Below are 11125 nucleotides of genomic sequence, written 5' to 3' on the forward strand. Positions count from 1 at the left end.
TCGTTCGTATGCGTGGCGCTTGGGTCGATCGAGGCGTATGATGGGGTTCCCCAAGGAGGGAATGGCCATGGAACGCGACGGAGACGAAGTTCACCTGAGCGAAGTCGAAGCCAGTGGCGCCGAGCAATATCATATCGGGCGGTGGGTATTGGGCCTGTCGCTGTTGCTGGCGACGGCGCTGTTGTCGCTGATCTGGATCAGCGGAGCGATTTTTTAGGGCGTTGTTGCGCTAACCGCCGACGCTCCCCGGGGCGATGCCCGGGAAGCGTCGGCGTGCGTCACTCGGCGGGGATGTAGAGGTCTCCGGCCTCGCGGTATTTTTCGGACATCTGGGCCATGCCGGCTTCGGCCTCTTCGAGGGTGGTGGTGGTGGAATTTAGCAGCCCGGCTTCTTTCTTGGCCGCGAAGTCCCTCACTTCCTGGCTGATCTGCATGCTGCAGAACTTGGGGCCGCACATCGAGCAGAAGTGGGCGGTCTTGGCGCCCTCGGCGGGGAGGGTCTGGTCGTGATATTGCTCGGCCGTGTCGGGGTCGAGCGACAGGTTGAACTGGTCGCGCCAGCGGAAATCGAAGCGGGCGCGGCTGAGCGCGTCGTCGCGCAGGCGCGCGGCGGGGTGGCCTTTCGCCAGGTCGGCGGCGTGGGCGGCGAGCTTGTAGGTGACGACCCCGACCTTGACGTCGTCGCGGTCGGGCAGGCCCAGATGCTCCTTGGGCGTGACGTAGCAAAGCATCGCGGTGCCGTACCAGCCGATCATCGCGGCGCCGATGCCGCTGGTGATATGGTCATAGCCCGGCGCGATGTCGGTGGTCAGCGGCCCCAATGTGTAGAACGGTGCTTCGCCGCACACCTCGAGCTGCTTTTCCATATTCTCCTTGATCTTGTGCATCGGCACGTGGCCGGGGCCCTCGATCATCACTTGCACGTCGTGCGCCCACGCTTTGTGGGTGAGCTCGCCCAGCGTGTAGAGCTCGGCGAACTGTGCTTCGTCGTTGGCATCGGCGATGCTGCCGGGGCGCAGGCCGTCGCCGAGGCTGAAGGCGATGTCATACGCCTTCATGATCTCGCAAATGTCCTCGAACCGGTCGTAGAGGAAGCTCTCGCGGTGGTGGGAGAGGCACCATTTGGCCATGATCGAGCCACCGCGGCTGACGATCCCGGTGACGCGCTTGGCCGCCATCGGGACATAGGCGAGGCGGACCCCGGCGTGGATCGTGAAATAGTCGACCCCCTGTTCGGCCTGCTCGATCAACGTGTCGCGGAAGATCTCCCAGTTGAGGTCCTCGGCGACCCCGCCGACCTTTTCGAGCGCCTGGTAGATCGGGACGGTGCCGATCGGGACGGGCGAATTGCGGATGATCCATTCGCGCGTGTCGTGGATGTTGCGCCCGGTGCTGAGGTCCATGACGGTGTCGGCGCCCCAGCGGATCGACCACACCATCTTGTCGACCTCGGCCGCGACGTTGGATGCGACCGCCGAGTTGCCGATGTTGGCGTTGATCTTGACGAGGAAGTTGCGGCCGATCGCCATCGGCTCGGATTCGGGGTGGTTGATGTTGTTGGGGATGATCGCGCGGCCGCGGGCGATCTCGGAGCGGACGAATTCGGGGGTGACGAAGTCGGGGATGGCGGCGCCGAAGCTCTCGCCGTCGCGGATGGTGCCGAGCGCTTCCTCGCGGCCGAGATTCTCGCGGTGCGCGACATATTCCATCTCGGGCGTGATGATGCCGCGGCGGGCGTAGTGCATTTGCGACACGTTGGCGCCGGGCTTCGCGCGAAGAACGCGGCGGCGGACGTTGGGGAAGGGGGCGACGCCACCCGAGCGGTCGGGGCCGAGCTGGCCGTTATCCTCGGGGCGGGATTCGCGGGCGAGCACTTCCTCGACATCGCCGCGGCCGCGGATCCAGTCGCGGCGGAGCTCGGCCAGCCCGGCGTTGATATCGATCGTGACGGCGGGGTCGGTGTAGGGGCCCGACGTGTCGTACAGCGAGAGCGGGGGTTCGCCCGACGAGGCCTCGAGCATCACCTGGCGCATCGCGACGCGCATTTTCGGGTTATTGAGGGGGCCGAAGTGGACCTTGCGCGACCCGCGGATCGCGCCCGTGGTAACGGTGGGGGTATCGCTGGGCGGCGTATCGGATTTGGTGATCTTGGGGTCGATTTCGGCCATGTCTTCGCTCCTACTCGGAGGGACACGGAAGAAACCCGCATTCCCTCCCTACGCCCGCGCTAACGGGATCAGGTTCAGCGGGTCGCAGGGTGCAAGGGACCCCATGAAAGTATTACTTTCATGGGAACCCATGGCCTGCCTCTCAGCGCGTGCGCGCTCCCCGGGGATAGGGGGCTTGTAGGGCAGGAGCGAAGGGGGCGCTAGGGGGCGATGCTTGTCTATCGACGCAAAGCTCGCCACACCGCGTCGAAAGGGGGATCAGCCGATGAACACCGAATTGACCATTCTTGCATGGGGGTGCGTGCTTGCGCTCGTCCATATCTTCGCGACCGCGCAGGTGCGCACGCGGCAGTATGGCACCAAGTGGAACGTGGGCGCGCGCGACGAGGCGCTGCCGCCACCGAGCCCGCTGGTCGGCCGACTGGAGCGCGCGCAGGCCAATTTCTTCGAGACTTTCCCGATCGTGATCGCGGCGATCCTGATCGTCGAGGTGGCCCATCTCAACAGCCGCTGGACGGCGCTCGGCGCGCTGCTGTGGCTGGTCGCGCGGGCCGCCTATCTGCCGCTCTATGCAGCTGGAATCCCGGTGGTGCGGACGCTGGTCTTTTCGGTCGGGTTTGCCGGGCTGATCATGCTGCTTCGTCCGGCGCTGTTTTAAGGTTAGCCTGTACCGGCCCGCGCCCCCACCCGACCTCCCATCAAGGATACGCTGTCTGGGAAATCGGGTGGGGGCGCAGGCCGGTGCCGGCTGGAACCTACGAAAACCCCCGGGCGGCCTTGAGCAGGGTGTAGGCCTCGATCACCGCGCCCAATGCGCGCTCGTGGCTGCGGTCGCCGCCGTTGCGGTCGGGGTGATAGCGGCGGACCAGCTCGGAATAGCGTTGGCGCAGCCTGGTGCGGTCGACATCCTCGCGCAGCTGGAGCGTGCGCAATGCGCGGCGCTCGTCAGGCGTGAAACGCTGCGGAGCGAAGGCGTCGCGCTCGTCCTGCCCGCCGTGCCGGTACCGCTCGGCAATAGCGTCGAGCGGATCGGAGAAGTCGCTCCACGCGGGGGGCGGGTCGGTGCCGAGATGGGCGAAGACGCGACTGTGGCGTTCCCACCCGGCGATCGGCGACTGGGCTTCCTGTATCTCGTCGCGGGTCATTCCGGTGAAGTAGTTGTAGGATGAATTGTGCGCGCGGACATGGTCGAGGCACAGGTAGCGCCACTCGCCCGGGCCGTCGAAATCGCCCGGCCCGTCGAAATCGCCAGGACTGACCGGCGCGCGAAACTCGCCCGGCTCGCCGCACCCGGTGACGCCGCAGCGATCGGCGGCGCCGTCGACCCGTCCGTGAAATTTCTGGCTCCGCGATGCCATCGTCGTGACGCGCTTCCTTGATATCCAGCGCAAGCCTTGGCTTCCGCGATTGCAAACCCGCCCTATATAGGCGCGATGACCGATGCCGCCACCGGACCTGTCGCAACCGAGATGCGGGAGCGCCTGCGGACTGCACTGTCGCCGACCGCGTTCACGCTGGTCGACGAGAGCGATCGGCACCGCGGCCATGCCGGGCACGACGGGCGCGGCGAGTCGCACTTCGCGCTGACGATCGAGAGCGCGGCGTTTGCCGGCCAGTCGCGAGTCGCGCGCCAGCGGCTGGTCTATGCCGCGCTCGGCGAGCTGATGCGCGAGCGGGTCCATGCGCTGACGATTCGCACGCGCGCGCCTGGAGAAGTGTAACCCGACTTAAGCTCAATGATGTTCCGCGCGCAGTGGGCGTGAGAGCAGGCTTTCGAGCACTTCGTCGACCCCGGCTTCGCCCGACAGCAAGGCGGCGACCGCGGCAACGATCGGCATGTCGACCCCTTTTGCCTTGGCCAGCCGGTCAAGGACGGGGGCGGTGAAGGCGCCTTCGGCCACGGTGCGGCGGTCGGCCATCAAGTCCGCGGCGCGCTGTCCCTCGCCGAGCCCCTTGCCGAGCGAATAGTTGCGCGAACTGGTCGACGAGCAGGTCAACACGAGGTCGCCGAACCCCGACAGGCCGGCCAATGTCTCGCGCCGGGCGCCCATCGCCAGCCCGAAGCGGGTCATCTCGGCGAACCCGCGCGCGATCAGCGCGGCGCGCGCGTTCTGGCCGAGGCCGCGCCCCTCGACGACCCCGCAGGCGATCGCGAGGACGTTCTTGACCGCGCCGCCGACCTCGGCCCCGGCGACATCGTCGGTGCCATAGGTGCGGAAGGTCGGTAGCGTGATGCGCGCGCGGATCGCCGCGCCGAGCGTCTCGTCGGCGCAGGCGAGGGTGACCGCGGTGGGCAGCCCGGCGGCGACTTCATGGGCGAAGGTCGGGCCCGACAGCACCGCGATTTGCGCGCCGGGGCAAGTTTCGAGCGCGACCTGGTGGAGCAGCTCGCCCGAGGATTCCTCGATCCCCTTGGCGCACAGGATCAGCGGGCGGTCGCAGCGCGGCGCGGACGCGAGGACGGAGCGCATGTGCTGCGCTGGCGTCACGACCAGCCATGCGTCGCACGCGTCGAGTTCGGCGAGGTTGCCGGTCGCGCGGATCGCGGGCGACAGTGCGATGCCGGGGAGGAAGACCTTGTTCTCGTGGGACGCATTGATCGCCTCGACCACGTCGGCCTCGCGCGCCCACAGCAGCGTCTCGCGGTCACCGGTGGCGGCGACCTGGGCGAGCGCGGTACCCCATGCGCCGCCGCCGATCACGCCCAGTTTCTCGATGTTCATGCCTTGACCCCCGCACCGCGCACCTTGTCGGCGTCGGCGTCCAATGGCCAGCGCGCGCGTGCCGGCACGTCGAGCGGGTCGGTCAGCCCGGCAGCGAAGCGCTCGGCGCCGGCCCATGCGATCATCGCCGCATTGTCGGTGCACAGCCAGCCGGGCGGGACCGAGAAGGCGCGGCGATTTTGTTGGGCCAGATCGGCCAGGGCCGACCTGACCTGCTGGTTCGCCGCGACTCCACCGGCGACGACGAGGGTCGGTGCATCGCACGCCGCCAGCGCGCGCTGGGTCCGATCGACGAGGCAGTCGACCACCGCCTGCTGAAAGCTCGCGGCGATGTCGGCCGGGCGGTGCGCGCCCGACGCGGCGGCGCGCTGGACCGCGCTCTTGAGCCCGGCGAACGAGAAGTGCGGCTCGCCGCTGCCGACCAGCGGGCGGGGGAGGGGGACCGCGCGGGGGTCGCCCTCGCGCGCCAGCAGCTCGATCGCCGGACCGCCGGGGTAGGCGAGCCCGAGCAGCTTCGCCGCCTTGTCGAACGCTTCGCCCGCCGCGTCGTCGATGGTCGTCGCGAGCCGGCGATACCGGCCGACCCCGCGCACCTCGAGCAGCTGGCAATGACCGCCCGACACGAGCAGCAGGAGGTAGGGAAAGTCGAGCGACGCGTCGGCGAGGCGCGGCGACAGCGCGTGGCCTTCGAGGTGATTGACCGCGACGAGCGGTTTGCGGGCTGCGAGCGCGAGCCCCTTGCCGGCGAGCAGCGCGACCATCACCCCGCCGATCAGCCCCGGCCCGGCGGTTGCCGCGATGGCGTCGAGATCGGACGGTTTCGCCCCCGCCTCGTCGAGCACCTGGCGGATGAGCTGCGGCAACCGCTCGACATGGGCGCGCGCGGCGATCTCGGGGACGATGCCGCCGAACGGGCGGTGCGCCTCGTCCTGTCCGACGACGACTTGCGCGAGGATGACGCGATCGCCGGTGACCAGCGCGGCGGCGCTGTCGTCGCACGAGGATTCGAGGCCGAGGACAAGCATGGGGATGGCCTTTGCCCCAGTGGGTTCATTCCGGCTAGTGTGCGTGGTGAAGAGTGAGGGATCGGACACGACGCCGACTCGCGAGGAGCAAATGACCAAGCCGATCATCCTGGGAACGCGCGGCTCGCCCCTGGCACTGGCGCAGGCGCGCCAGGCGGCGTCGCGGCTTGAAGTGGCGCACGGCTGGCCCGCCGACGCGGTCGAGATCAGGATCGTCAAAACGACCGGCGACCGCATTCAGGGCCGTCCGCTGGCCGACATCGGCGGCAAGGCGATGTGGACCAAGGAGCTCGACCTTGCGCTGCTCGCCGGCGAAACCGACATTTCGGTGCATTCGATGAAGGACGTCGAAAGCGACCGGCCCGAGCAACTGTGCCTCGCCGCGATGCTCCGCCGGGCCGATGTGCGCGACCGGCTGATCGGCGCCGAATCGATTGGCGCGCTCAAACAGGGCGCGGTGGTCGGCACCTCGTCGCCGCGCCGCACCGCGCAATTGCTCGCGCTGCGCCCCGATCTGAAGATCGAACCGATCCGCGGCAATGTCGAAACCCGGCTCAAGAAACTGGCGGCAGGCGAATGCGATGCGACCCTGCTGGCGGCGGCGGGGCTCGACCGGCTCCATCACCATGATATCGGCGTCGCGCTCGACGAAATCCTCCCCGCGCCGGCGCAAGGCGCGATCGGGATCGAATGCCGCAAGGACGACCATATGATCCGCCGGATCGTCACCCTGATCAACCATCCCGCTACCTTCGCGACGGTCCTTGCCGAGCGGGCGTTCACCCGCGCGCTGGGGGGCACCTGCCATTCGCCGATGGCGGCGCTCGCGACGATGGAACAGGACGGTTCGATCCACCTCCGCGCCGAGCTTCTGTCGGGAAACGGCGCCGATCGGATCGCCGACGAAACGCGCTTTGGTGGGGGCGACCTCGATGCGCCCGCCGCGATGGCCCGCGCGATGCTGGCGCGCGCTCCCTTGTCGATCCGCACCCTGTTCGAGGCGGCGCCGTGAGGAAACTCACCATCATCCGTCCCGAGCCGGGCGCGAGCGAAACCGTCGCGCGCGCCGCCGCGATGGGGATCGAGGCGGTCGCGCTGCCGCTGTTCGCAATCGAACGGGTGGCGTGGTCGGCGCCCGATCCGCACCAGTTCGATGCGTTGCTGCTGACCAGCGCCAATGCCGTGCGCCATGCCGGGCCGGGGCTCGCGCGGTTTCACCGGCTGCCGGTCCACGCGGTCGGCGCGGCGACCGCCGATGCGGCGCGGGCTGCGGGGTTCAGCGTGGCGAGCGTCGGCGGGACCGGAGTCGATGCGCTGCTCGCGGCGCTGCCCGACGGCCTCGCGCTGCTCCACCTCGGCGGCGAACATCGCCACGCGCCGCGGCTGTTCGGCAAGCATGTCTTCGTCGTCCCGGTCTATCGTTCGGCGGCGACCGCGCCCGGGCCGGCGGCGATCGATCGCCTTGCCGGATCGGTCGTCGCGCTCCACTCGGCCCGAGCCGGCGCGCGACTGTCGGACGTGTTCGGCTTCCGCGACCGATCGGGCACGGCACTGGTCGCACTCAGCGCCCAGGCCGGGGCCGATGTCGGTCCGGGGTGGGAGCAGGTCGCGGTCGCCGGGCGGCCGACCGACTCCGCCTTGCTGGCCCTCGCCGCCGAACTATGCTTGGATGCAGCCGAATGATTGCGCGACCCAATTGGACGGCCCGCTTCGCCGGTGCCTTGCTGTTGCTGCTGGCGGGAGCCGCGCTCGCAACCTGGGCGCTGGCCCGCTCGGCGCCGGCGGCGCGATTGTTCGGGGTGGCGCCGAGCGTGACCGTCCCGCTGCGCCTCGCCGAGCCGCAACCCGTCGTCGATCCGACCCCATTGCCACAGGAGGCCGCGCGCCTCGCCGCGGTCGAGGGGCGGCTGGCGACGGTCGAAAGCGCTACCTTGCGCGCTCAAGGCTCGGCCGGGCGGGCTGACGCGCTGCTCGTCGCCTTCGCCGCGCGGCGCGCGGTCGATCGCGGGCTGGCGCTCGGCTATCTCGAGCCGCTGCTGGTCGAACGGTTCGGCGCGGGTCATGAGCAAGCGGTGGCGACGATCGTCACCTCGGCGCGCCAGCCGATCCGGCTTGACGCGCTGATCGACCAGTATGATGCGCTCGGTGACGCGCTGCGCAGCGCCGGGCCCGACGAAAGCTGGTTGACCGGCGTCAGGCGCGAACTCGGCTCGCTGGTCAGCATCCGCCGCGCCGACGTGCCCTCGGTCCGCCCGCAGGCGCGCTTCGACCGCGCCGAGGTGCGGCTGCGGCGCGGCGAAGTCGACGGCGCGCTGGCCGAAACGATGCGCCTGCCCGGAGTCGCCCGCGCCGGCGAGTGGGTCGCGCAGGCGCGGCGCTACATCGCAGTCCACCGCGCGCTCGACGAGATCGAAAGCGCGGCGCTGCTTCCAGCGGTCGCTCCGGCACCGGCTCCGGCACCGGCGGCGCCCGCCGCACCGGTTCCAGTCGCGCAAGCGCCTGCCCTCTGACGCGGATCGGGGACGTGACGGCATGACGTCGATGTGGGCCGCGACAATGCTCGGCGCGACGATCGCATTCGCCGCAGCCACGGCGGCCCCCGCGCAGCCAGCGAGCGTCGCCGGGCTGCAACCCGGTTCCCCGATCGCGGGCGCCCCGGCCGTCCCCGCCTTCATCCGCGACCGGGTCCAGACACTGGGCGCCTCATTCAACGGCCGGGTCGGGATCGCGGTGCGCTCGGTCGACCAGGGGTGGCAGGTGGGCTGGCACGCCGACGAGCTGTATCCGCAACAGAGCGTCAGCAAGCTGTGGGTCGCGATCACCGCGATGGACGCGGTCGACCGCGGCGAGGTCAGGCTGATCGACCCGGTCACGCTGACCCGCAGCGACCTGACCCTGTTCCATCAGCCAATCGCCGCGCAGGTGCTTCGCAACGGCGCAGTCACGACCACGCTCGGCCGCCTCCTCCACGACGCCATCACGATGAGCGACAATACTTGCAACGACCGCCTCATGCGCGCGGTCGGCGGCGACGGCGCGGTGCGCGAAATGATTGCGAAGAAGGGCCTCGGCTCGATCCGTTTCGACCATGGCGAGCGCTTGTTCCAGTCCAGGGTCGCGGGGGTCACCTGGCACCAGTCGATGGCGGTCGGCGACGGCTTCAACCGCGCCCGTAACGCGCTCCCGCTGGCGACCCGTCGCTCGCTGCTCAACCATTATATCGAAGACCCGTATGACGGCGCCGCCCCCGCGTCGGTGGTGAAGGCGCTCGCCCGGCTCAAGAAGGGCCAATTGCTCTCCCCCTCCTCGACCGCGCATTTGCTCAACACGATGGGCAATACCAAAACCGGCCGCAACCGTCTCCATGGCGGGCTCGCCCCGGGGTGGAGTCTCAGCCACAAGACCGGCACCGGCCAGGTCCTCGGCGCGCTTCAGGCGGGGTATAACGATATCGGCTTGATCACCGCCCCCGACGGACGCAGCTATGCCATTGCCGTGATGATCAAGTCGACCACCACCCCGCTGCCGGTACGGATGCGGCTGATGAACGAGGTCGTCCGCTCGGTCATCCGCCAGCACGACATGGAAGAGCGGCCTTATTGACGCCGATCCCGACCAACAACTTGGCCCGTTCTGGTTGATCCCCGTCATTGTCGCTTAACGAAGCCAACGATAAACCTGCCCGATGAAACACGTCGGCGACGCCTATCCGATCAAGCATGATGAGCGCCGCTACGCCGACGAGGGCCACCGCTTCGATGAGAAATTGCGAACTAGCGAATCGCGCTTTGCCGCCGCGGTCGCTGCGGTCGGGGTGCTGTGGACCAATGACGCCAGCGGGCAAATGTCGGGGGATCAGCCCGGCTGGGCGTCGCTGACCGGCCAGTCTCACTTCGAGGAGGATTTCGAAGCAAACGAGATCGCCCTCGCCACCGCGACCGACGATCCGCTGGCCGGCTTCGAAACCCGAATGCGTTACAAGGACGGCTCGGCGCATTGGGTCAATTGAGTCGCCAATCCTTAGTGCGACAAGATCTACGCCAAGGGCCGCGACGTTACCGAACGCCGCGCTGCCGAAGAACAGCTTCGCCAGACGCAGAAGATGGAGGCGATCGGCCAGCTTACCGGCGGGGTCGCGCACGACTTCAACAATCTCCTCACCGTCATCTCGGGGGGCTTGCAGATGCTAGAGCGGAGCCGCGACCCCGCGCACACGCAGCGGCTGATGGACGGTATGCGCCAGGCGGTCGAGCGCGGTGCCGGGCTCACCCGCCAGCTGCTTGCCTTTTCGCGCCGCCAGTCGCTTCGCCCCGAGCCGATCGCGCTTGCCCCGATGGTCGAAAAAATGCGCGACCTGCTCGACCACAGCCTGCGCGGCGACATTCGCGTCGAGACCGACTTCCCTAGCGGGCTATGGCCGGTCGAGGCCGATCCTGGCAAGCTCCAGCTGGCGCTGCTCAACCTGTGCGTCAACGCCCGCTTGCACGAACAGCGCGGCAGCGGCCGTGTCCTCCCGATCGAGGATGACGCCCAGGTGGCGATGCTCGTCTCCGACATGATTCGCGAGCTTGGCTATGAGGTCGATCATCTCGCCGACGCCGCCACCGCGCTCGAACGGATCGGTGCGGCAGAAGGCGTCGACGTCATCCTGTCGGACGTGATGATGCCCGGCGGGGTCAGCGGGATCGACCTCGTCAACGCGCTGCGCGGCCGTGGCATAGAGGTGCCGTTCATGCTTGCCTCGGGCCGCGCCGACGCCGTCGCCGACGATGCCGCCAGCGTCGGGGTTGAATTGCTCGCCAAACCCTTCACCATTGCCGACGTCGCGGGAGCACTCGCACGCGCCTTGCGCTGAAGGGAAACGGGATTGATCATCGACGACGGCGCATCGCTTGCAGCGCCCGTTCCCTGGTACCGCCACCTTTACGTCCAGGTCCTCGCCGCGATTGCGCTCGGAGTTGCGCTCGGAATTGTCGCCCCCGCCACGGCCGAGGCGATGAAGCCGATCGGCGATGCCTTCATCAAGCTGGTCAAGATGATCATTGCCCCGGTCATCTTCCTGACCATCGTCACCGGCATCGCCGGGATGCGCGACCTCGGCGCTGTCGGGCGCGTCGCCGCCAAGGCGTTCGCTTACTTCCTGCTCATGTCGACCTTCGCGCTCGTCCTCGGGCTGGTTGTCGGCAATCTCGTCCGCCCCGGCGCCGGG

At 68.8% G+C, this 11125-nt stretch carries 14 protein-coding genes and 1 riboswitch; of the genes, 10 read left to right on the plus strand and 4 right to left on the minus strand.

The window, feature by feature from the left end:
- Positions 1-67 precede the first annotated feature (67 nt).
- Positions 68-217 carry a hypothetical protein gene (locus Q0R27_RS02115; protein ID WP_293940458.1) on the plus strand — a complete coding sequence of 50 codons (150 nt, stop codon included), beginning with the start codon at positions 68-70 and terminating at the stop codon, positions 215-217.
- 61 nt (positions 218-278) lie between these two features.
- Here Q0R27_RS02115 and thiC read toward each other — a convergent pair whose 3' ends face one another.
- Positions 279-2168, minus strand: coding sequence for a phosphomethylpyrimidine synthase ThiC (thiC, locus tag Q0R27_RS02120; protein ID WP_293940460.1), 1890 nt, complete (start codon positions 2166-2168; stop codon positions 279-281).
- A 28-nt stretch (positions 2169-2196) separates the two neighbouring features.
- Positions 2197-2341, minus strand: a riboswitch (TPP riboswitch).
- A 92-nt stretch (positions 2342-2433) separates the two neighbouring features.
- Between thiC and Q0R27_RS02125 the strand changes: the two genes are divergently transcribed.
- The gene (locus tag Q0R27_RS02125) at positions 2434-2826 is read left to right on the plus strand and encodes an MAPEG family protein (RefSeq protein WP_293940462.1); all 393 of its coding nucleotides are present in this window, start codon (positions 2434-2436) and stop codon (positions 2824-2826) included.
- 97 nt (positions 2827-2923) lie between these two features.
- Here Q0R27_RS02125 and Q0R27_RS02130 read toward each other — a convergent pair whose 3' ends face one another.
- Positions 2924-3526, minus strand: coding sequence for a J domain-containing protein (locus Q0R27_RS02130; protein ID WP_293940464.1), 603 nt, complete (start codon positions 3524-3526; stop codon positions 2924-2926).
- A 75-nt stretch (positions 3527-3601) separates the two neighbouring features.
- Here Q0R27_RS02130 and Q0R27_RS02135 point away from each other — a divergent pair, with 75 nt between their 5' ends.
- Entirely contained in the window at positions 3602-3889 is a 288-nt protein-coding gene (locus tag Q0R27_RS02135; protein ID WP_293940466.1) for a BolA family protein, read from the plus strand.
- A gap of 12 nt (positions 3890-3901) precedes the next feature.
- Here the strand turns inward: Q0R27_RS02135 and Q0R27_RS02140 are convergent, their stop codons facing one another.
- Complete coding sequence (locus tag Q0R27_RS02140; RefSeq protein WP_293940468.1) at positions 3902-4891, minus strand: NAD(P)H-dependent glycerol-3-phosphate dehydrogenase; 990 nt, start codon at positions 4889-4891, stop codon at positions 3902-3904.
- Entirely contained in the window at positions 4888-5916 is a 1029-nt protein-coding gene (tsaD, locus tag Q0R27_RS02145; protein WP_293940470.1) for a tRNA (adenosine(37)-N6)-threonylcarbamoyltransferase complex transferase subunit TsaD, read from the minus strand. Before tsaD ends, Q0R27_RS02140 begins: the two co-directional genes overlap by 4 nt.
- Before the next feature lie 91 nt (positions 5917-6007).
- Here tsaD and hemC point away from each other — a divergent pair, with 91 nt between their 5' ends.
- From hemC to Q0R27_RS02180, 7 genes are all read left to right on the plus strand, one after another.
- Positions 6008-6928, plus strand: a complete 921-nt coding sequence (hemC, locus tag Q0R27_RS02150; RefSeq protein ID WP_293940472.1) for a hydroxymethylbilane synthase — start codon at positions 6008-6010, stop codon at positions 6926-6928.
- Positions 6925-7599, plus strand: coding sequence for a uroporphyrinogen-III synthase (locus Q0R27_RS02155; protein ID WP_293940474.1), 675 nt, complete (start codon positions 6925-6927; stop codon positions 7597-7599). Before hemC ends, Q0R27_RS02155 begins: the two co-directional genes overlap by 4 nt.
- A complete protein-coding gene (locus Q0R27_RS02160; RefSeq protein ID WP_293940476.1) occupies positions 7596-8426 on the plus strand; it encodes a hypothetical protein in 831 nt (276 codons plus the stop codon). The genes Q0R27_RS02155 and Q0R27_RS02160 overlap by 4 nt, the downstream gene beginning before the upstream one ends.
- Before the next feature lie 22 nt (positions 8427-8448).
- Positions 8449-9519 (plus strand): serine hydrolase, encoded by a 1071-nt coding sequence (locus Q0R27_RS02165; protein ID WP_293940478.1) that lies wholly within the window; start codon positions 8449-8451, stop codon positions 9517-9519.
- 82 nt (positions 9520-9601) lie between these two features.
- On the plus strand, positions 9602-9925 hold the full coding sequence (locus Q0R27_RS02170) for a hypothetical protein (protein WP_293940480.1): 324 nt from the start codon (positions 9602-9604) through the stop codon (positions 9923-9925).
- 93 nt (positions 9926-10018) lie between these two features.
- Positions 10019-10771, plus strand: a complete 753-nt coding sequence (locus Q0R27_RS02175; RefSeq protein ID WP_293940482.1) for a response regulator — start codon at positions 10019-10021, stop codon at positions 10769-10771.
- 12 nt (positions 10772-10783) lie between these two features.
- Positions 10784-11125 (plus strand): cation:dicarboxylase symporter family transporter (locus tag Q0R27_RS02180; RefSeq protein ID WP_293940484.1); only part of this gene is annotated, 342 nt, incomplete at its 3' end.

It is taken from the genome of Sphingomonas sp., from assembly GCF_025362505.1.
Classification (GTDB): domain Bacteria; phylum Pseudomonadota; class Alphaproteobacteria; order Sphingomonadales; family Sphingomonadaceae; genus Sphingomicrobium.